Annotated in this window: 19 protein-coding genes; 13 read left to right on the plus strand and 6 right to left on the minus strand. The window is 69.3% G+C overall.

The features are described from left to right. Positions 1 to 3: 3 nt before the first annotated feature. The 5 genes from U3653_RS04330 (at position 4) to rdgB (ending at position 4,655) form a co-directional block, all read left to right on the plus strand. Entirely contained in the window at positions 4 to 966 is a 963-nt protein-coding gene (locus U3653_RS04330) for a cysteine synthase (RefSeq protein WP_195077338.1), read from the plus strand. 68 nt (positions 967 to 1,034) lie between these two features. Further along, complete coding sequence (locus U3653_RS04335) at positions 1,035 to 1,751, plus strand: rhomboid family intramembrane serine protease (protein WP_195077339.1); 717 nt, start codon at positions 1,035 to 1,037, stop codon at positions 1,749 to 1,751. Between the two features lie 68 nt (positions 1,752 to 1,819). Next, entirely contained in the window at positions 1,820 to 2,584 is a 765-nt protein-coding gene (locus U3653_RS04340; protein WP_195077340.1) for a cyclic nucleotide-degrading phosphodiesterase, read from the plus strand. Positions 2,585 to 3,273: 689 nt separating this feature from the next. Continuing rightward, positions 3,274 to 4,044, plus strand: a complete 771-nt coding sequence (gene rph, locus U3653_RS04345; RefSeq protein ID WP_195077341.1) for a ribonuclease PH — start codon at positions 3,274 to 3,276, stop codon at positions 4,042 to 4,044. After that, positions 4,044 to 4,655, plus strand: coding sequence for an RdgB/HAM1 family non-canonical purine NTP pyrophosphatase (gene rdgB / locus U3653_RS04350; protein ID WP_195077342.1), 612 nt, complete (start codon positions 4,044 to 4,046; stop codon positions 4,653 to 4,655). The genes rph and rdgB overlap by 1 nt, the downstream gene beginning before the upstream one ends. 7 nt (positions 4,656 to 4,662) lie before the next feature. Here rdgB and U3653_RS04355 read toward each other — a convergent pair whose 3' ends face one another. From U3653_RS04355 to U3653_RS04370, 4 genes are all read right to left on the minus strand, one after another. Further along, positions 4,663 to 5,025, minus strand: coding sequence for a DUF3817 domain-containing protein (locus U3653_RS04355; RefSeq protein ID WP_067803046.1), 363 nt, complete (start codon positions 5,023 to 5,025; stop codon positions 4,663 to 4,665). Next, on the minus strand, positions 5,022 to 5,492 hold the full coding sequence (locus U3653_RS04360; RefSeq protein WP_195077343.1) for a transcriptional regulator: 471 nt from the start codon (positions 5,490 to 5,492) through the stop codon (positions 5,022 to 5,024). The genes U3653_RS04355 and U3653_RS04360 overlap by 4 nt, the downstream gene beginning before the upstream one ends. Positions 5,493 to 5,780: 288 nt before the next feature. Next, positions 5,781 to 6,656, minus strand: coding sequence for an oxidoreductase (locus tag U3653_RS04365; RefSeq protein ID WP_195077344.1), 876 nt, complete (start codon positions 6,654 to 6,656; stop codon positions 5,781 to 5,783). A 113-nt stretch (positions 6,657 to 6,769) separates the two neighbouring features. Next, positions 6,770 to 8,179 carry a lipase family protein gene (locus U3653_RS04370; protein WP_397069781.1) on the minus strand — a complete coding sequence of 470 codons (1,410 nt, stop codon included), beginning with the start codon at positions 8,177 to 8,179 and terminating at the stop codon, positions 6,770 to 6,772. Positions 8,180 to 8,340: 161 nt separating this feature from the next. Between U3653_RS04370 and U3653_RS04375 the strand changes: the two genes are divergently transcribed. The 4 genes from U3653_RS04375 (at position 8,341) to U3653_RS04390 (ending at position 13,178) form a co-directional block, all read left to right on the plus strand. After that, entirely contained in the window at positions 8,341 to 9,000 is a 660-nt protein-coding gene (locus tag U3653_RS04375) for a TetR/AcrR family transcriptional regulator (RefSeq protein WP_195077346.1), read from the plus strand. 55 nt (positions 9,001 to 9,055) lie between these two features. Continuing rightward, the gene (locus U3653_RS04380; RefSeq protein ID WP_323123951.1) at positions 9,056 to 11,089 is read left to right on the plus strand and encodes an MDR family MFS transporter; all 2,034 of its coding nucleotides are present in this window, start codon (positions 9,056 to 9,058) and stop codon (positions 11,087 to 11,089) included. Between the two features lie 60 nt (positions 11,090 to 11,149). After that, positions 11,150 to 11,794, plus strand: coding sequence for a PadR family transcriptional regulator (locus tag U3653_RS04385; protein ID WP_195077347.1), 645 nt, complete (start codon positions 11,150 to 11,152; stop codon positions 11,792 to 11,794). A 181-nt stretch (positions 11,795 to 11,975) separates the two neighbouring features. Continuing rightward, positions 11,976 to 13,178, plus strand: coding sequence for an FAD-dependent oxidoreductase (locus tag U3653_RS04390; RefSeq protein WP_195077348.1), 1,203 nt, complete (start codon positions 11,976 to 11,978; stop codon positions 13,176 to 13,178). 250 nt (positions 13,179 to 13,428) lie between these two features. Here U3653_RS04390 and U3653_RS04395 read toward each other — a convergent pair whose 3' ends face one another. Continuing rightward, positions 13,429 to 14,220 carry a helix-turn-helix domain-containing protein gene (locus tag U3653_RS04395; RefSeq protein WP_195077349.1) on the minus strand — a complete coding sequence of 264 codons (792 nt, stop codon included), beginning with the start codon at positions 14,218 to 14,220 and terminating at the stop codon, positions 13,429 to 13,431. 86 nt (positions 14,221 to 14,306) lie between these two features. Here U3653_RS04395 and U3653_RS04400 point away from each other — a divergent pair, with 86 nt between their 5' ends. Beyond that, entirely contained in the window at positions 14,307 to 14,750 is a 444-nt protein-coding gene (locus tag U3653_RS04400; protein WP_195077350.1) for a hypothetical protein, read from the plus strand. Beyond that, positions 14,750 to 15,766, plus strand: coding sequence for a zinc-dependent alcohol dehydrogenase family protein (locus U3653_RS04405; RefSeq protein WP_323123950.1), 1,017 nt, complete (start codon positions 14,750 to 14,752; stop codon positions 15,764 to 15,766). Before U3653_RS04400 ends, U3653_RS04405 begins: the two co-directional genes overlap by 1 nt. Here U3653_RS04405 and U3653_RS04410 read toward each other — a convergent pair. Beyond that, the gene (locus U3653_RS04410) at positions 15,763 to 16,485 is read right to left on the minus strand and encodes an HNH endonuclease family protein (RefSeq protein WP_195077351.1); all 723 of its coding nucleotides are present in this window, start codon (positions 16,483 to 16,485) and stop codon (positions 15,763 to 15,765) included. The genes U3653_RS04405 and U3653_RS04410 overlap by 4 nt on opposite strands. Positions 16,486 to 17,068: 583 nt before the next feature. On the opposite strand from U3653_RS04410, the gene U3653_RS04415 reads away from it, so the two are divergent. Further along, complete coding sequence (locus tag U3653_RS04415; protein WP_195077352.1) at positions 17,069 to 18,028, plus strand: haloalkane dehalogenase; 960 nt, start codon at positions 17,069 to 17,071, stop codon at positions 18,026 to 18,028. 65 nt (positions 18,029 to 18,093) lie between these two features. Continuing rightward, positions 18,094 to 18,954, plus strand: coding sequence for an RNA polymerase sigma factor (locus U3653_RS04420; RefSeq protein ID WP_195077353.1), 861 nt, complete (start codon positions 18,094 to 18,096; stop codon positions 18,952 to 18,954). The last annotated feature ends 3 nt before the right edge of the window (positions 18,955 to 18,957 follow it).

Here is an 18,957-nt window from a genome sequence, read left to right on the forward strand (position 1 = left end):
CCCGTGGCGCGTTACGAATCGCTGATCGCGACCCTCGGTAACACCCCGCTGGTCGGGCTGCGCACCCTGTCCCCGCGCTGGGACGGTGACGACCACGTGCGACTGTGGGCCAAGCTGGAGGATCGCAACCCCACCGGCTCGATCAAGGATCGGCCCGCCCTGCGGATGATCGAGCAGGCCGAGGCCGACGGGTTGCTGCGGCCCGGTTGCACGATCCTGGAGCCCACCAGCGGCAACACGGGCATCTCGCTGGCCATGGCGGCGAAGCTCAAGGGCTACCAGCTGGTCTGCGTGATGCCGGAGAACACCTCCGTGGAGCGGCGGCAGCTGCTCACCATGTTCGGGGCGCGGATCATCGACTCCCCGGCGGCGGGCGGCTCCAATCAGGCCGTCGCGCTGGCCAAGCAGATCGCGGCGGAGCATCCCGACTGGGTGATGCTCTACCAATACGGCAATCCGGCGAACGCGTCGGCGCACTACGAGACCACCGGCCCGGAGATCCTGTCCGACCTGCCCGAGATCACCCATTTCGTCGCGGGCCTCGGCACCACGGGCACGCTGATGGGGACCGGCCGCTTCCTGCGGGAGAAGGTGCCCGGCATCGAGATCGTGGCCGCCGAGCCGCGTTACGGCGAACTGGTCTACGGCCTGCGCAACATCGACGAAGGGTTCATCCCCGAGCTGTACGACGAGAGCGTGCTGACCACCCGCTTCTCGGTCGGCCCTTACGACGCGGTGAAACGCACTCGCGAACTGGTGCTCGAAGAGGGCATCTTCGCCGGGATCTCCACCGGCGCCATCCTGCACGCCGCGCTCGGCGTCGCCCGCAAGGCGGTGAAGGCGGGCACGCGCGCCGACATCGCGTTCGTGGTGGCCGACGGCGGATGGAAGTACCTGTCCACCGGGGCCTACGACGGCACGCTCGAAGAGGCGGAAGAGCGGCTCGACGGCCAGCTCTGGGCCTGATTCCCCGGCCGCGCCGGTACCCTCGGTGGGGGCGGGGCCACGCCCCCCGCCACGGCGAGGAGGTGGCCATGACCGGCGCGGGACTGGGGCCGTCGTTCGACCCTGATCGGCTGGCGGCGCTTCGTGCGCGAGTGGGCAAGCCCGCTGGTGCTCCCATGCGGCCCGCCGCCGGAGGCTTCGCCGCGATCAAGCAACTGTGGCTGCGGGCCGGTGTGCTGATCGCCGGATTCGTGGGAGTGCTCTACGGCGTCGAAGGGGTGGACACCGCCGTCGGCGGACAGCTCGACCACGCGGGCATCGAACCGCGCCGCGCCGACGGGCTGACCGGCATCCTGTTCGCCCCGTTGCTGCACGGCGGCTGGCCGCATCTGATCGGCAACACGCTCCCGGTGCTGGTGCTCGGTTTCCTGGTCCTGGTGACCGGCATCGGACGCGGGCTCGCCGCGACCGCGATCATCTGGCTGGGTGCCGGGCTCGGGGTCTGGCTCACCGGCGCGACGGGCAGCACGCACATCGGGGCGTCGTCGCTGGTGTTCGGCTGGTTGACCTTCCTCATCTCGCGGGGCTGGTTCGCCCGCAACGTCGGGCAGATCGTGCTCGGCCTCGTCGTGCTCGCCCTCTACGGGTCGCTGCTGTGGGGTGTGCTGCCCGGTCAGCCCGGAATCTCTTGGCAGGGGCACCTATTCGGCGCGTTGAGTGGATTGCTGGCCGGCTGGGTACTCTCTTCGGATGCACGACGAAACCGCCGCGGGGACCGAGCCGGAACCGGTGCGTCGCCGCGGTGAGCGGGCGGCCCGCCGGAAATGTGGGGGATCCTTTCTTGAGTGAGAATTCCGCGTGGCAGCATGGGGGGATGCGCCTTACCGTCCTCGGGTGCTCGGGCAGTGTGTCCGGCCCGGACTCTCCCGCGTCGGGTTACCTGCTGACCGGCCCGGACATGCGGCCAACGGTCATCGATTTCGGTCCGGGTGTGCTGGGCGCGTTGCAGCGCCACGCCGATCCCGGTGAGGTCGACATCTTCCTGACCCATCTGCACGCCGACCACTGCCTCGACCTGCCCGGTTTGCTGGTGTGGCGCCGCTACCACCCGACGCCCCCGGAAGGGAAGGCGATCGTGCGCGGCCCGTCGGACACCTCGCTGCGCATCGGCAATGCCTCCGCCGAGGTCGGCGGCGAATGCGACGACTGGTCGGATGTGATCGACATGCGTGCCTGGGTCGAGGGCGAGCCCGTCTCCTTCGGGCCGGGCCACACCGTCACCGCGCGCCGGATGTACCACCCGCCGGAGTCCTACGGTCTGCGCATCGTCACCGCCGCCGGCCGCACCTTCGTCTATACCGGCGACACCGCGCTGTGCCCCCAGGTCCACGAACTCGCGCAGGGTGCCGACATCCTGATGGCGGAGGCATCCTGGACCCACGACCCGGCGAATCGCCCACCCGGCATTCACCTCTCGGGCACCGAGGCCGGCCAGATCGCCGCCCAGGCAGGCGTGAAGGAACTCCTGCTCACCCACATCCCCCCGTGGACCTCCCGCGAAGACGTGATCGCCGAGGCGAAGGAACAGTTCACCGGCCCCGTGCACGCGGTGGCCCCTGGCGAAACCTTCGATCTCTGACCGAATCCGGTAACGACAGGACCGGCGCGCACTCATCGAACGGGTTCGCACAACGTGTGAAGCGCACTGTCGCATCACGCCGGGTCGCCCGAACGACGCGCCGATCCAAGAATCCGTAAGGCATTCCGTCTGCCGAAGCTCAGGGAGTCGACTCGATCCGACTGCCCACAACTCGGTGCCGACTCGCAATCGGCCCGCCGCTTCGTGGTGCCGCCCATGGCTTACACAGCGAGGCCTGCGAAGACACCCGCCGAACTCCTCTGGTCCCCGCCGTGATCCCACACGCCCGGCGCGCCTCGACCACGGCTCTCGACCGGAGCGAGACGCAGCATGCGCCCTCCGAAGCCCGGCTCGTCTGGACGCTACCGCCGTTCGATAGACGAAGCAGCAGCGGTGGCGTACGACACCCCGCCGACAGGGGCGCCCTGTGAATCACGCGCTTGTCACGCAGCGTGCCCAGCGCACCACCCCTACAGGTTTCGAGCGAAGCGAGACCGAGCATGCGCGTTCGTGGCCCGGCTCGTGTCCGAGTGGCCGCCGCGTAGGCGACGAAGGAGCAAGCGGCGGTCGCTCGGATACGAGCCATGAGGGGGCCGCGAACACCCAGCGCCGCAGGCGCTGGAATACAAACACAGCCGCGAACACGCCGCGACGAAGTCGCGGCCAATCCAACCCAGTATTCTGTGGCCGTGTCGAGACGAGCCGATGGCAGGGCGGACGATGAGCTCCGCGAGGTCCGGATCACCCGTGGTTTCACCACGCATCCCGCGGGTTCGGTGCTGGTGGAGTTCGGGCAGACGCGGGTGATGTGCACCGCGAGCGTCACCGAGGGGGTGCCGTCGTGGCGGCGTGACTCCGGATTGGGCTGGCTCACCGCGGAATACGCGATGCTGCCTGCGGCCACGCACACCCGGAGCGGGCGTGAGTCGGTGAAGGGCCGGATCGGCGGGCGGACCCAGGAGATCAGCCGCTTGGTCGGCCGCTCGCTGCGCGCCTGCATCGACCTGGCGGCGATCGGCGAGAACACCATCGCGATCGACTGCGATGTGCTCCAGGCCGACGGCGGCACCAGGACGGCCGCCATCACCGGCGCCTACGTGGCGCTGGCGGACGCGGTGACCTATCTCGGCGCGGCGGGCGCGCTGGCCGACCCGCAGCCGATCTCCTGCGCGATCGCCGCGGTGAGCGTCGGCGTGGTCGACGGCCGGGTGCGCGTGGATCTGCCTTACGAGGAGGATTCGCGCGCCGAGGTCGACATGAACGTGGTCGCCACCGACACCGGAACGCTGGTGGAGATCCAGGGCACCGGCGAGGGAGCCACCTTCCCGCGTTCCACGCTGGACAAGTTGCTCGATGCCGCGCTCGCCAGTTGTGAGCGGTTGTTCGTCGTGCAGAAGGAGGCGCTGGCGCTGCCGTACCCCGGCGTGCTTCCCGAACCCGCCGAGCCGAAGAAGAAGTGATGACCCGCCGTCTGCTGGTGGCAAGCCGCAACGCCAAGAAACTGAACGAATTGCGCCGCATCCTCGATGAGGCTGGCATCGCCGGGATCGAGCTCGTCGGATTGAACGATGTTCCGCCGTACGACGAGGCGCCCGAGACCGGCGCGACGTTCGAGGAGAACGCGCTGGCCAAGGCCCGCGACGGCGCGGCGGCCACGGGGTTGGCCTGTGTCGCCGACGATTCCGGCATCGAGGTGGACGCGCTGAACGGCATGCCGGGGGTGCTGTCGGCGCGCTGGTCGGGCAGGCACGGCGACGACGCGGCCAACAACGCGCTGCTGCTGGCCCAGCTGTCCGACGTGCCGGACGAGCGGCGCGGCGGGCGATTCGTGTCCACCTGCGCGCTGGTGGTGCCGGGCGGCGCGGAGACCGTGGTGCGCGGTGAATGGCCCGGTTCGATCGGGCGGAAGCCGGTGGGCGACGGTGGTTTCGGTTACGACCCGCTGTTCATCCCGGAGGGCGGCGACCTCACCGCGGCCCAGCTGACACCGGCCCAGAAGGACGCGGTGTCGCATCGGGGACGGGCGCTGGCCCGGTTGACGCCCGCGCTCGCGGCGCTCGCCGAAGGCTGACGCGGCCTCAGACGCCGTAGGTCTGCTTGACCTGCTTGGCGTTGACGTGCTCGACGAAGAACGACAGCAGCGGGATGGTGCCGGCGAGCAAGGTGCCGACGGTGCGCAGGACCGGCCAGCGGACCTTGACCGCGAGATCGGCGGTGACCAGCAGGTAGACGAAGTACACCCAGCCGTGCACCACGGCGATCCAGCTGGGGGTCGCCACGTCGAAGCCGTATTTGGCGATCATCTCACCGGTGAGCAGCAGCAGCCAGAGGCCGGTGATCCAGGCCAGCGCCCGGTAGCGCAGCAGCGCCGGGCCGATCTTGGCCGCGTTTCCGGCCGGGGCCGGTGCGGTGGTCTCGGTGGAATTCTCGCTGGTGGTCAACCGGCGCTCCTCTCGCGGGTGTGCAGGCCCGCCGCGCGGACCTGTTCATCGATGTCGTTGGCGTGCAGCGCGGCGAGGTACCGGTTGTACTCGGCGAGCACGGGATCCTCGTCCCGGACGGCTTTCGGCCGCTCGGGCAGCAGGCCCGGCGGCAGTTCGGTCGGCGCGATCGGTTTCGGGGTGCGGCTGGCGGCGGAAGCGGGCCGCGGGGCCGCGGCGGATTCGTTCTTCTCCTCGGGTTCGCTTGCCTCGCGCTCGAGCCGTACGAACCGGAAGTAGGCGAAGACGGCGAATCCCGCGAACAGGGGCCACTGCAACGCGTAGCCGAGATTCTGTGCGGTGCCGGTCGCGGACTCGTACCGCTCCCATTGCCACCAGGCCAGCCCCAGGCAGCCCAGCGCGGCGATGATCACCAGCGCGATGAGGGCCGGGCGGTTGTGTGCCGAGCGGCGGGGTGAGGCGGACACGGCTTCTACGGTACCCGTTCTACTACGCGGGCCGTAGAACGAGGTACGCCGTCCGTCGCCCGCTGTGACCACGGTCATCGCGGCGGCGAGCGCACTGTCGACGTGGCCGGTCCGACCGGAGCCGAAGGGCGGGCGCGCGGCTCGGTCGGACCCGACGCGTCGACAGCTGGTAGATCGTTCCCCCATCGCGTGCGCGGAGCGGTCCCGGTTTCACTGGCCGTGGCTTGATACGTCCGGACCGGGTCGGCGGTGGAGCGGTTGCGGGTTGACTGCTCCGTTGTCGCCGGTTCAGACGGGGTAGATGACGCCGGTCTTGCGCTCCGATTCGGCCCACAACCGCTGCCACAGGTCCCGGTTCTGCGACAGGCGGGTGGAGGACGAGGGTTTCACCGGGCCCTGGCTGCCGAAAAGGCGGGTCGGGCCCCAGTAGGTCTCGGGGTCGGCGTCGGGCATGGTGGCGGCGAACAAAGTCGAGTGCGCCGCCTTGGCGGGGGAGTGGCCGATCAGGCGGATGAACGGCTTGGAGATGTGATCGAGCGGGGTCTCGGTGTGCGCGAAGAGGTCGGTGGCCGAGACACCGGGATGCACCGCGTAGGAGCGCTTGGACGAGCCGGATTCGCGCAACCTGCGCTGCAGTTCGCGGGCGAACATCAGATTGCACAGCTTGGACTGCGCGTAGGCGAGATTGCGCTGATACCGGCGCTTCTCGTAGTCGAGGTCATCGATCCAGAGCTTCGGCGTCTGCTTGTGCGCGATGCTGGAGAGGGTGACCACCCGATCGGTGATCCGGTCCAGCAGCAGGCCGGTGAGCGCGAAGTGTCCGAGGTGGTTGACTCCCCATTGGGTCTCGAAGCCGTCCTTGGTCCGCGAGAACGGGATGTTCATCAGGCCCGCGTTGTTGACCAGGACGTCGAACCGGTCGCTGTCGTCGGCGAACTTGCGCACCGAGGACAGATCGGCCAGGTCGAGTTCCGCCACGCGGACATCGCCGTCGATGCCCGCCGCGACCTCTTTCGCCTTGACCGCGTTGCGACAGGCCATGATCACCGTCGCGCCCTTGGCGGCCAGGACTTTCGTGGTGACGGCGCCGAGGCCGCCGTTCGCGCCGGTGATGACAAAGGTGCGTCCCGTCTGGTCCGGGATCTCAGCTGGTTTCCACGCCATGCGTCAACCTTACTCTGGAGTAAGTTTACGGGGAAGAATATCGCCAACGATCGTCTCAGACGCGGAAGCTCGTGTCGTGGAGGACGACCGCGACACGAGCTGCCGGCCGGTGTTCAGCGGCCGCTGCCGATAGGTTGCCCGAAGGCGGCCGCGAGGACGTCGCCCACCGTCTCGCCCCAGACCTGCCAGGTGGCGGGGTCCAGCGTCATCGAGCCGACATCGGTGACGGTGACGCCGTCGGCCACCGGCACGCCCGCGAACCGATCCTTCAACCACAGCAGCGCGCGCGGCGCGGCGATCGGATCGAGGGTGAGGTGCTCGCTGAAGTGGTCGCGGATGTACTCGACCCGTGCGCCGGGGTCCTTGGCGTAGGTGCCGACCAGCTCGTTGACCGGACCCACCGGAATGAGCCAGTCGGCGTTGGCCTGGTACATCAGCATCGGCATGTCCGGCACCGCCTGGCCCAGCTTCGTCTTGTTCAGAACGTCCACGACGGCGGGATCGGTGAACGGATTCTTCGCCAGCATCCCCAGGTTGTCCGCGAACGGGAACAGCGCGGCCTGGTAGCTCGCGCAGAGCTGCTCCTTGCCCGCGATCATGAGCCTGCCCAGGCCGTTGGCGTTCTCGTCGAGGAATCGACGCAGTTGCGGATATTCGCGCGAGACGCCGAGCGCGCCCGCGAAGATCAGCCCGGCGGAGAGATTGCCGTTGGCCATTCGCAACGCGGCGGACAGGTCGGCGGGGATGCCGCCCTCCGCGGCGCCGACCACATTCAGTTCGGGTGCGTAGGCGCGCTTCAGTTCGGCGGCCCAGCCGGTGGCGATCGCGCCGCCGGAGTAGCCCATCATCCCGACCCTGGTCCCGGTCCCGGACAGTTGCATCGGCGCGAAGTTCTCCGCGGCGCGAATGCCGTCGAGCGTGATGCGACCCGCCAAAGGTCCCGCGGCGTACGCCGAATCGGGCCCCTGGTGATCCGGGATCACCGCGGCCCAGCCCTGGGCCAGCGCGGCCTGCACCTCGAGGAACTGCGCGGCCACCAGGGTCGAGCCGGTCAAGGTCGCCGGGATGGAACCCATCTGGAGCTGATACGACGGCATGCAGTAGTTGCCGGTCGAGTCCTCGGCGATCTGGTAGGAGAACAGCGGCCGGTCGGCGACGTAGCCGCGCGGCTTGATCACCGTTGCCACGGCGGCGATGGCCTCGCCGCGGGAGTTGGTGGAGCGGTAGGACAGCTGCCAGGCGTCCACGTTCACCGGAAGCAGCGAGAGGTTGGCCAGATTGACCTGGCGCGCGGCGATGATCTGGCCGGGAGCCAGATCGGCGTAGGTCTGCGCGGGCGGGCGGTAGAACGCCGGGTCGAAGCCGGGCGGCAGCGGCGGAATCGGGAACGGCAGCGCGGGCTGGACCACCGGAGCGTCCGGCTGGGGCTCGGCGGCGGCGGAGCCGGGGAGCGACGGCAGCCCCACCGCGACCGCGGCGAGCGCCGCGAGCAGCTTCGGTGCGTGCTTGCGGGAAATGACCACGCGAGAACCTCTTCGTTCGGTGAGCCACATTTGTGAGCCCCATCGGTTTCAGACTGGCCCGAGTATGCGGCGTCATGACCGCCGATCACAAGTAGGCAGCGGCGACCGTCAAGGCGACGGGACCGGTTCGTGGTCGCCGTGATTTCGCTACGGTGAGAGATGTGACGGCGACAGTGGGCAGGCAATACGGTGGGCGTGCCGTCGTGGAACGGAAAGCCGAGCGGCGGCAGCGGTTCCTCGAGGCGGCCACCCGGATCTTCGCCGAGCGCGGCTATGCCGACTGTTCGCTGGCCGACGTGTGCGCCGCCGCGGGTTTGTCCAAACGGCAGTTCTACGAGGAGTTCCAAGCCAGGGAGGACGTGCTGGTCGCCGCGTACGACCGGATCCAGGACGAGGCCGCCGCCGCCGTGGTCGCGCGGATGGACGCGCTCGACCCGCGGTTCGACCTGCGCGCCGCGATGACCGCCGTGGTGACCGCCTACCTGGAATCGATCGGCTCGGATCCCTATCGCGCGAAGGTCGCCTTCATCGAAGTGGTCGGCGTGAGCGAGCGGATGGAGCGGCACCGGCGCGAGCGCAGGCACGGGTGGGCGGCCGTGCTGGAATCCCACGTAGTGCCCGTGGTAGCGCCAGGTTCGCGGATACGCGGCGCGCCCGGGTGGGGGGCGAGCGCCTTGATCGGCGCGATCAACGGCCTCGCGCACGAGTGGGTGCTGGCCGATCCGCGTCCGACGGTGGCCGAGCTCGTCGATCTGCTCGTCCCCATCGCGATGTCGCTCATCGAACCGCGCGACGAAGCGCGGGAGAGTACGGCCGGCTGATTCGCTGCCGTGTCGCTGGATATTCATCCGAGCGGCGAAAGCCCATACTGAGCTGATGGCCGGTTCGGTTGCTGTCGCCCCGGACCCTGTCGCTCCGATGGGCAGGGCCAAGACCAACATCGTGTTCGGCACCATCGTGCTCGGCATGCTCATGGCGGCACTGGACCAGACCATCGTGTCCACCGCGCTGCCCACCATCGTCGCCGACCTCGGCGGCGCGGGGCATATGGCGTGGGTGGTCACCTCCTACCTGCTCGCCGAGGCGGTGGCGACGGCGCTGGCGGGGAAGCTCGGCGATCTGTTCGGCCGCAAGCTGGTGTTCCAGATCAGTGCCGTGATCTTCATCGTCGGCTCGATGGTCGCCGGGCTGGCCAACGGCATGTTGTTGCTGGTCCTCGCCCGTGGGATCCAGGGCTTCGGCGCGGGCGGGTTGATGGTCACGTCGATGGCGCTGATCGCCGACATCATTCCGCTGCGGCAGCGGGGCAAGTATCAGGGCGCGCTTGGCGCGGTATTCGGCGTGACCACGGTGATCGGCCCGACGCTGGGCGGCCTGTTCACCGACCATGCCAGCTGGCGCTGGTGCTTCTACGTCAACGTGCCGGTCGCGGTGGTGATGATCGCGCTGGCGGCGCGCACCCTCCCGCGGGTGCGCGCCGCGGCCAAACCGGTGATCGACTACCTCGGCATCGGCCTGGTGGCGCTGGGCGTCTCCTGCTTGATCCTCGGCCTGGAATGGGGCGGTCAGCAATACGCGTGGAATTCGCCGACGATCATCGGCCTGTTCGCCGCGGCGGTGTTCCTGCTCGCCACGTTCGTCGCGGTGGAGTTGCGGGCCACCGAGCCGATGCTGCCGATGGGCTTGTTCCGCAGCCAGGTGTTCACGGTGTGCTCGATTCTCAGCTTCATCGTCGGCTTCGCGATGCTCGGCTCGATGACCTACCTGCCCGCGTATCTGCAATACGTCGACGGCGTTTCGGCCACCATGTCGGGTGTACGCACGCTGCCGCTGGTGGCGGGCCTGTTCGCCACCTCGATCCTGTCCGGGCAGGTGGTCGGCAAATCCGGGCGCTATCGGTATTTCCCGATCGCGGGCACGCTGGTCATGTCGCTCGGCCTGTATCTGATGTCGACGATGGGCCGCGACACCGGCACGTGGCTGGAGTCGCTGTACATGCTGATCCTCGGCCTCGGCATCGGACTGGCGATGCAGGTGCTCACCATCGTCGTGCAGAACACCGTGCCCTACGCCCAGCTCGGTACCGCGACCTCCGGCGTCACGTTCTTCCGCACGCTGGGCAGCGCCTTCGGCACGGCCATCTTCGGCACCCTCTACAGCAACGAGATCGGCCCCGACCTCGCCGCCGCCCTGGCCCGGGTCGGCGTGGTGCCGCCCGCGGTCGCCGCGGATCCGCAAGCGTTGCGCGCCCTGCCCGCCGAACAGTCGGCGCCGATCATCGACGCGTACGCGGACTCCATCGACCACGTGTTCTTCTGGGTCGTGCCGATCGCACTGGCCGGATTCGTGGTCGCGTGGTTCCTGCCCGAGGTGCCGCTGCGCGACAGCGCGCGGGCGGGCGCGGGGGATGTGGGGGAGGGGTTCTCGGTGCCCGACTCACCCGATCGGCTGGTGCAACTGGAACGGGCGATCGCGGGGACCATGCGCAGGGCGGGAGCGCAGGATCCGATCGGCCCGCGCATCCTCGCCGACGCCGACAGCGACCTCACGCGCGGCGAGGCATGGGCGCTCGGGCAGGTGTATCTGCGCGATCGCGTGCGCGGCGACGCCACGCTGACCGGGATCGCGCGGGCGCACCGCGTGCCCGAGGAGGTGATCGAGCCGATCTACGACCAGGTCGGCGCGGAAGGTTATCTGACGCGGGAGGGACAGCGACTGCGGCTCACCGACGCCGGAGCGGCCGAGCTGGATCGGATCAAGGCGGCCTGGCGGCGCTGGCTCGACACCAGGCTCGACGACTGGAACGAGGCCGATCCCGCCGATCGCGCGCTGCTGGATCAGGCGCTGGCGAACATCGCCACCAAGTTGCTGGAAGACCAGACGCGCGCACAGGAGACGGTGCCAGCCTGATCTGCTTGCGGCCGATTACTCGTAGACGTATATTCGTAGACGAGTAAGGGAGGTGCCGCGATGAAGAAGCGCAAGGTCGACAACCTGCTGGCGCTCGCGGTGCTGTCGGTGATCATCGAGCGCCCGATGCACCGCTACGAGATCGCCCAGACCCTGCGCGAGCGGGGCAAGGACCACGACATGGCGATCAAGTGGGGTTCGCTCTACACGGTCGTGCAGAACATGGCCAAGGTCGGGTTCCTGGAGGTCGTCGGCAGTGAACGGGAAGGCGCCCGGCCCGAGCGGGTGATCTACCGGATCACCGACGCGGGCCGTGCCGAGATGGCCGACTGGACCAGGGAACTGCTGTCCACTCCGGAGCCGGAACATCACCGGTTCGTCGCGGGCCTGTCGATTCTCGCGGTGCTTCCGCCCGCCGAGGTGGTGGAACTGCTCGGCACCCGCCTCGAAGCGCTGGAGCGCACCATCGCCACCGTGCGACGCGAACTCGGCGAGCTCGCGGGCACGCTGCCGCGGCTGTTCATCATCGAATCCGAGTTCGGGCTGGCGATGCTGGAGGCCGAGGCGGCGTGGACGCGCTCGCTGCGCGCGGAGCTGACCGAGGGCACCTTCCCCGGACTGGCCCAATGGCGCGAGTGGCACGAGCGCGGCATGCTGCCGTCCGACGTCGACGAAATGGTGGAGAGGGGGATGGCCGAGAACTAGCCGAGAACCGAACCCGGCGAAGGTGCGGCAACACCGCCGCCGGGCCCGATCGAACAGTCTCGAACCGCGCCCGCGAACGCGCACCCGGCTACAAGGCTGGCAACCACAGGATAACCGGGTGGGTGGCGCGCGAGTCGGTTCGGGCAACCGAACCCGTATCGCACGAATCCTGGAGACACCCATGTCCACAACACGTACCGCCCTGGTGATCGGTGGCGGAATCGCCGGTCCCGTCGTCGCGACGGCCCTGCGCAAAGCGGGCATCGACGCCCGCGTCTACGAGGCCTACCCCGGCCCTTCCTACGGCATCGGCAGCGGGCTCGCGCTGGCGCCGAACGGCATCGCCGCGCTCGACATCATCGGGGCGGGCGACCCGGTCCGCGCGATCGCGCTGTCGGTCCGCAATATGAACATGTCCGTCGGCGCCAAGGTGCTGGAGATGCCCGGCATCCCCGATCTGCCGCCGCTGCAATTGGTCGATCGCAGTGAGCTGCACCGAACGCTGCACCAGCACGCGGTCGCGGCGGGCGTTCCGTTCGAGTACAACAAGCGCCTGGTGGACGCGCACGAGGACGAGTCGGGCGTCACGGCCAGGTTCGCCGACGGCAGCGCGGCCACCGCCGACGTGCTGATCGGCGCGGACGGCATCCGTTCACGGGTGCGCACGCTGATCGACCCGAACGCTCCGGGCCCCGACTACACCGGCATGCTCGGCTTCGGCGCGACCACCGAGTGCGACGCCGACATCCCGCCGGACACCATGACTTTCGCGTTCGGCAAGCGGGCGTACTACCTGTACTGGCCGCTCGGGGACGGGCGGGTGGCGTGGGGAGCCAACCTGCCGCACAAGGAATATCTGTCGCTCACCGCGGCGCGGGCGGTGCCGAGCGCGCATTGGTTGAAGATCTTGCGCGAGACCTACCGCGACGACACGCCGGGCGGCGAACTCGCCCGGCGCACCACCGAGGAGCAGTTGGAGGTGGTCGGCGCGCTGCACATCATGCCGCCGGTGCCGCACTGGCATCGCGGGCGGATGGTGCTGGTGGGCGACGCGGTGCACGCTCCGTCCAACAGCTCCGGTCAGGGCGCGTCGCTGGCGATCGAGAGCGCCGTGCAGCTGGCCCGCTGCCTGCGTGATCTGCCTGCTGCGGAGGCGTTCGCGGTCTACGAGCGCTTGCGGCGCGAGCGGGTGGAGGGCGTCGCGGCCCGCGCCGCGAAGATCAACCACAGCAAGACGCCGGGGCCGGTGGGGCGCAAGGTCATGCAGCTGCTCATGCCGGTCATGGCCAAGACCGTGATGAAGCCGGAGAAGACCATGGGGCCGGAGCAGCGCTACCGGATCGATTGGGACGCTCCCGCCGAGCGCGAACTCGCGTCGGTCTGAGTCGGCTGGTAGGTCCCGCGGGTTTCGCCACCCGCGGGGCCTGTCGACGGCTGGACAGCTCTTGTCCGGCTCGCCGCCGACTTGCGGACAGTGGTTTCGAAATCGTCGCGCCCTACTCCGATTCGGAGTCGTTCGCGGCGCTGATGGAACCGGCATCCGCCACCGCATCTGCGGCGCGCCGCCCGTGTCTCCCCGCACGTCGAGCCGGTGCGTCCGCCGCCGAGCGGGCGGCACTGGTGAGCGCGAGCGGTCAGTAGCGCGTCGCGCGGTCGCGCAAGATCCGCGCGGTCTGCTCGTCGCCGGGCAGGAACGCCTCCAGTTGCAGCTCGGCGAGCGTCACGTCCACCGCGGTGGCGAACGAGGTGAGCGTGGTGATCAGGCGCAACTCCCCGTCGGCGCTGCGCAGCCGCAGCGGCACCGCGAAACCCAGATGGTCCGGACCCGGCTCGGCTTGCGGCAGATAGGTCTCCAGTTCGTCTATGAGCTCGTCCAAGACGGGATCGGGGTTGCGGGCCATCCGGTTGCGCAGCGCCTCGGTGACATGCCGTCCCCATTCCGGCAGGTTGACCACGCGGGCGGCCAGGCCGTCCGGGTGCAGCGCCAGCCGCAGCACGTTGACCGGCGGTTCCAGCAGCCATGGGGCTGCGCCCTCGGTGAGCACGCCGAATGCCGCATTGGCCGCGAGCAGCACACCGTGCGGCCGGACCACCAGCGCCGGGTAGGGCAGGTGGCCGTCCAGGATCGCCCGCAACGCCGCCAGCACCGGCGCCAATGCCTCGGTGTCCAGCGCCGATTCGGGGAAGACCGGCGCGTAACCCGCGGCGAGCAGCAGTCCGTTGCGCTCACGCAGCGACAGCTCCAGTGATTCGGCCAGTCGCACCACCATGGTGCGTCCGGGGCGCGAGCGGCCCTGTTCCAGAAAGCTCAGATGACGCTGAGTGGTGTCGGCGCGGATCGCGAGATCCAGCTGGCTGACCCGGCGCAGCGTGCGCCAATGCTTGAGCTGCCGGGCGAACCCGGTGGACTCGGCCGCCGTCGTCATGGCAGCAGTATCGGGCGTCGGGCGGCGGGCTCGCCATACCTTGCGGGGAATCGCACAGGCGTCGAAGGACGGCAAGACTTCGCCGCATGAGCAAGACACTCGATGAGCAGGAACTGTCCCGATTCGCCGAACGCTACATCGCGCTGTGGAACGAGCCGGACGCCGAGGCCAGGCACGAGCGCGTCCGGCAGCTGTGGGCCGAGGACGGCGCCCAGGTGCTGGTGGATCCGCCGCAGGCGATGCGGGAGGCGCTGGCCCGGTTGTCCTTCCCGATCCCGACCGTGGAGATCCGCGGTTACGAAGCGCTGGACCGGCGCGTCGATCGCGCCTACGAGGAGTTCGTCGCCCCTGGTGACCACATGTTCGTCCCCGAGGGGCCCGCGATCCGCCTCTCGGTGAACCTGATCGGCCTGACCTGGCATATGGTGACGAAGGCCGACGGGGCGGTAGTCGGCGGCGGATACGACGTCATCGCGCTCGACGACGCGGGCCGGATCCGGTGGGACCACCAGTACATCGGCGTCGCCTGATGACGGCCGTCGCCTACCATCTCGACCCCTCGCGCGGGGCGGGCGCGCTGACGGCCGCACCGCAGGAGATGCCGGTGCCCGGCCCACGTCAAGTGGTGATCCGGGTGCGGGCGGCGTCCCTGAATCGTCGCGATCTGATGTTGCTGGACGGGACCTACCCGCTGCCCGCGACGCCTGGCGTCGTCCCGCTCAGCGACGGCGTCGGCGAGGTGATCGCCGTCGGCGAGAAAGTGACGCGCGCCGCGGTGGGCGACCGGGTGACCGCCACCTACTTCGTCCGCTGGATCGACGGCCCGCAGCGCCGAGCGCACGTCCTCGAGCAGTACGGCGCGACGTATCCCGGCATGCTCGCCACTTACGCGGTGCTGGAGGAGGATTCGGTGGTGCACGTGCCCGGCCACCTCACCGACGTGGAGGCGGCCACGCTCACCTGCGCGGGGGTGGTGGCGTGGGCGGCGCTGAGTACGCCGCTGCCGGCGCGGCCGGGTGAGACCGTGTTGACCGTCGGTAGTGGATCGGTGGCGCTGTTCGGCGTGCAGCACGCGAAAATAATTGGCGCCGACGTCATCTCGGTCACGTCGAGCGCCCGCAAGGCCGAGCGGTTACGCGCGCTCGGCGCCGACGAGGTGATCGATCGCAGCCGGACGCCGGACTGGGAGCTTGCCGTGCTCGACCGCACCGGCGGCGACGGGGTGGAACACGTCCTCGACGCGGTGGGCATGCCGACGCTGGCGAAATCAGTGCGGTCGGGCGGATACAACGCGCGGATCACCATGATCGGCGCGATGCCCGCCGCCGACCCGCCCGCGGGCAGCCCGTTCGGGACGTCGTATCTGTCCATCCGCCGCATCGCGGTGGGCAGCCGGACGCATTTCGAGGCGATGAACCGAGCGATCATCGCCCACCGGATGCGCCCCGTCATCGACCGCGTGTTCGCCTTCGAGGAAGCCGAAGCGGCCTACCGGTACTTCCGCGCCGGGAATCCGTTCGGGAAGGTGGTGATCGAGTTTCCCTAGGGGCAGGCGGCGAGAATCCTTGCCATGGCGTCCTTCTCGGCCGGGGTGACCCAGAGCTGGTAGGCCGTTTTCACCTGGATCTGCCTGGTCACGTAGGCGCAGTGGTAGCCATTGCTCGGCGGCAGCCATTCGGCCGCGTCGGAGTCGCTCTTGGACTGGTTGGTCGGGCCGTCGACGGCTTGCAGGTTCATCGGGTCGTTGGCCAGGTCGCGGCGGCGTTCGGCGGAGAGTTTCTGCGCGCCTTTCTGCCAGGCGTCCGACAGCGCCACGACGTGGTCGATCTGCACGTCGTCGGAGGACTTCGTGCCGCGCTTGAAGTCGATGGTCTTGCCGGTGTAGGGGTCGGCCAGCCTTCCGGTCGCGACAATGCACTTGCCCGACTTGAACGTCACGTCGGTCATATCGCGCTGAAGGATGTCGTTGCGGGTGTCGCAGCCGTTGTTGCCGCCGGGCACCGAGACGTTGTCCGACCAGGGCGGTCCGAATTCATCGCGGCTGTAACCGGTTTTGGGCGCGCGGTCGGCCACGCGCAGCGAGTTCAGCAGCGCGAGCGCGTCGCGCGAGGGAATCGGGGCAGGCGCGTCGGCGCAGGCTCGCCCGCCGGAACCGCAGCCGGAGGCCGCGGAATCGCCGGGCGGAACGGTGGTGCAGGAGACCAGTCCGAGGGAAGTCGCCACCATGACGCCGATCAGAGCCAGCCGTTGCACTGTGGACTTCATCGAACTTCCTAACGCCGCATCCACTTGGAACTGTAACCGGCGTCAAGGTATCCAGTGGCGAGGTTCGCACAACCGAACGGCGCGTATGAGATTCGGCACAGCGAACCTCGCAGCCCGGCGGCGAGGCCCGAGAACGGGGCCGCCCCCGAATCGCCGTGCCGGCGCCGATTCGGGGGCGGTTTATCACGAGCAGGCCGGTGGAGCCGCGCGGTTGTGCGGATGGTTGTCCACTCCGAAGGCCGCACTGGGACGACACCACGGGGCTGATGAGGGGGAGGTCCCGAGGTGTCGAGCCGCGCCTGCTCCGGGCACGCTCGTGATGATCAGGGGTGATCGATGTCCGGCGGGCGCCGGTGACCAGGGAAGCCGTCCTCCGGTTCCAGCACGCATCCGCTCCGTCTCGATCCCGCTTGATTCTACGTACCAAGACAGTAGATAGCCGCCTCGCGAGTTGGCAAGTTCGTTCGGACGGTCCGGAAAATTTCTCAGCCGATCTTCAGTTTCGGCCATGCAACTACTGCATGAGTACGGATGTGCCCCAGGTTCGCCGGTCCCGCGCCGAGCGGTTCGATGGCCTGTGACGATGCTCACTTCGTCCCCGGTCACAGGCGGCGGTTTTCGTGTGTCCAAACGGGTGCAGGCGAAAAGCCGGACCCGAAAGGACCACATCATGCCTACCGTCGACGTCATCGATTCGTTCATCCACTACCGCGACAGCGGTGCGGGCGAGATCCCCGTCGTGTTCCTGCACGGCAATCCGACCTCCTCGCATCTGTGGCGCAACGTGATTCCGCACGTCGCCGACCGGACCCGGGTGCTGGCGCCGGACCTGATCGGCATGGGGGAGTCGGGGAAGCCCGACAGCGCCTACCGTTTCACCGATCACGCCGCCTACCTCGATGCCTGGTTCGATGCGCTCGGACTGGACCGGGTGGTGCTGGTGGGGCACGACTGGGGCGGCGCGCTCGGCATGGACTGGGCCGCTCGGCATCCAGGTCGCGTGCGCGGCATCGCGCTGATCGAGACGTTCCTGCGGCCGATGCGCTTCGACGAGCTGCCTCCGCTCGGCGCCGAGTTGTTCCGGAAGTTCCGCTCCGCGGAAGGGGAGCGGATGATTCTGGAGGAGAACATGTTCATCGAGTTCAACCTGCCGAAGGGCGTCGCGGACCTGTCGCCGGAGGATCACGACGTGTACCGGGCGCCGTATCCGACGCCGTCCTCGCGCAAGCCGCTGCTGGTGTGGCCGCGAGAGTTCCCGCTGGACGGCGAGCCCGCCGACGTCGTGGCCCTGGTCCGGGACTACGGCGCTTGGGCGGCCGCGACGCCAGAGGTACCCAAGTTGCTGATGGCGCTGGAGGACGGTGTGGGGCTGGGGTCGGCGGAGGTGATCGACTGGGCGGCGAGCACCTTCGCGAGCGCGGAGGTCGCGCAGATCGGCCCGGCGGGCCACCACGCGCCGGAGGACCGGCCGGACGAGATCGGCCGGGCGGTCGCGCAGTGGCTCGACCGGCACGCCCTGGCCGGGGCCGCCGCTCGCGCGTGACAGCGGCCGCGATGTGATTCCGGCGGTGCTTGCGCCGACCGCGGCGCGGGCCGAAAGATGGCCGGATGAGCACCGAACAGCAGCAGGCCGCGGCGCGGGAGAAGGCCATGGTCGCCCGCGCGGTCGCGGGCGACCGGGACGCCGTCGCGCAGGTGGTGCGCCTGTTGCAGGATCCGCTGTACCGGCTGGCGCTGCGCATGGTCTGGCGGCCCGCGGAGGCCGAGGACGCGACCCAGGAGATCATGGTGCGCGTCCTCGATCATCTGCACACCTGGCGAGCCGAGGCGAAGCTGCTCACCTGGGCCTACCGCATCGGCGTCAACCACCTGCTGAATCTGCGGCGGCAGACTCCGCAGGAGGCCGCGGAACTGAGTTTGGACGCCTACCGGGACGGGCTGGCCGACGGACTGTCGGAAGCGGACTATCGCGGACCGGAAGCGGTGCTGCTGACCGCCGAGGTGCGGCTGACCTGTAGTCAGGGCATGCTGCAATGCCTGGCCAGGGACGAACGGATCGCCTTCGTGCTCGGCGACGTGTTCGAGCTGAACTCCACCGAGGCCGCCTGGATCCTCGACATCACTCCCGCCGCATACCGGAAGCGGTTGGAGCGCGCCAAGAAACGACTCGGGAACTTCCTGAACGCGACCTGCGGCCTGGTCGATCCGGCGGCGTTCTGCCGCTGCTCGCGCCGGGTGGACAAAGCGCTCGCGCTGGGACGGATCGATGGGAGCCGTCCGGTGTACACACGCCATCCGGTCAGCCCGGGCGGACGCACCGCGGCCGAGGCCGAACGGCAGATGATCCGGCTGCACGACGCGGCGTCGGTGCTGCGCGCGCATCCCGACTACGCCGCCCCGCAAGCGAAGATGGACGCGATCGCCGCACTGCTCGGCTCGGGTCGTTTCCCCATGCTCGAGGAGAAGTGAAGC

The organism is Nocardia implantans (assembly GCF_035544775.1).
GTDB classification, from domain to species: Bacteria; Actinomycetota; Actinomycetes; order Mycobacteriales; family Mycobacteriaceae; genus Nocardia; species Nocardia implantans.

What these genes read in the sequence shown, in the direction of transcription:
- U3653_RS04335 (WP_195077339.1), top strand. Translation starts at nt 1,035, where the DNA reads ATGACCGGCGCGGGACTGGGGCCGTCGTTCGACCCTGATCGGCTGGCG.
- U3653_RS04340 (WP_195077340.1), top strand. Translation starts at nt 1,820, where the DNA reads ATGCGCCTTACCGTCCTCGGGTGCTCGGGCAGTGTGTCCGGCCCGGAC.
- rdgB (WP_195077342.1), top strand. Translation starts at nt 4,044, where the DNA reads ATGACCCGCCGTCTGCTGGTGGCAAGCCGCAACGCCAAGAAACTGAAC.
- U3653_RS04365 (WP_195077344.1), bottom strand. Translation starts at nt 6,656, where the DNA reads ATGGCGTGGAAACCAGCTGAGATCCCGGACCAGACGGGACGCACCTTT.
- U3653_RS04380 (WP_323123951.1), top strand. Translation starts at nt 9,056, where the DNA reads ATGGCCGGTTCGGTTGCTGTCGCCCCGGACCCTGTCGCTCCGATGGGC.
- U3653_RS04385 (WP_195077347.1), top strand. Translation starts at nt 11,150, where the DNA reads ATGAAGAAGCGCAAGGTCGACAACCTGCTGGCGCTCGCGGTGCTGTCG.
- U3653_RS04390 (WP_195077348.1), top strand. Translation starts at nt 11,976, where the DNA reads ATGTCCACAACACGTACCGCCCTGGTGATCGGTGGCGGAATCGCCGGT.
- U3653_RS04395 (WP_195077349.1), bottom strand. Translation starts at nt 14,220, where the DNA reads ATGACGACGGCGGCCGAGTCCACCGGGTTCGCCCGGCAGCTCAAGCAT.
- U3653_RS04400 (WP_195077350.1), top strand. Translation starts at nt 14,307, where the DNA reads ATGAGCAAGACACTCGATGAGCAGGAACTGTCCCGATTCGCCGAACGC.
- U3653_RS04405 (WP_323123950.1), top strand. Translation starts at nt 14,750, where the DNA reads ATGACGGCCGTCGCCTACCATCTCGACCCCTCGCGCGGGGCGGGCGCG.
- U3653_RS04410 (WP_195077351.1), bottom strand. Translation starts at nt 16,485, where the DNA reads ATGAAGTCCACAGTGCAACGGCTGGCTCTGATCGGCGTCATGGTGGCG.
- U3653_RS04415 (WP_195077352.1), top strand. Translation starts at nt 17,069, where the DNA reads ATGCTCACTTCGTCCCCGGTCACAGGCGGCGGTTTTCGTGTGTCCAAA.
- U3653_RS04420 (WP_195077353.1), top strand. Translation starts at nt 18,094, where the DNA reads ATGAGCACCGAACAGCAGCAGGCCGCGGCGCGGGAGAAGGCCATGGTC.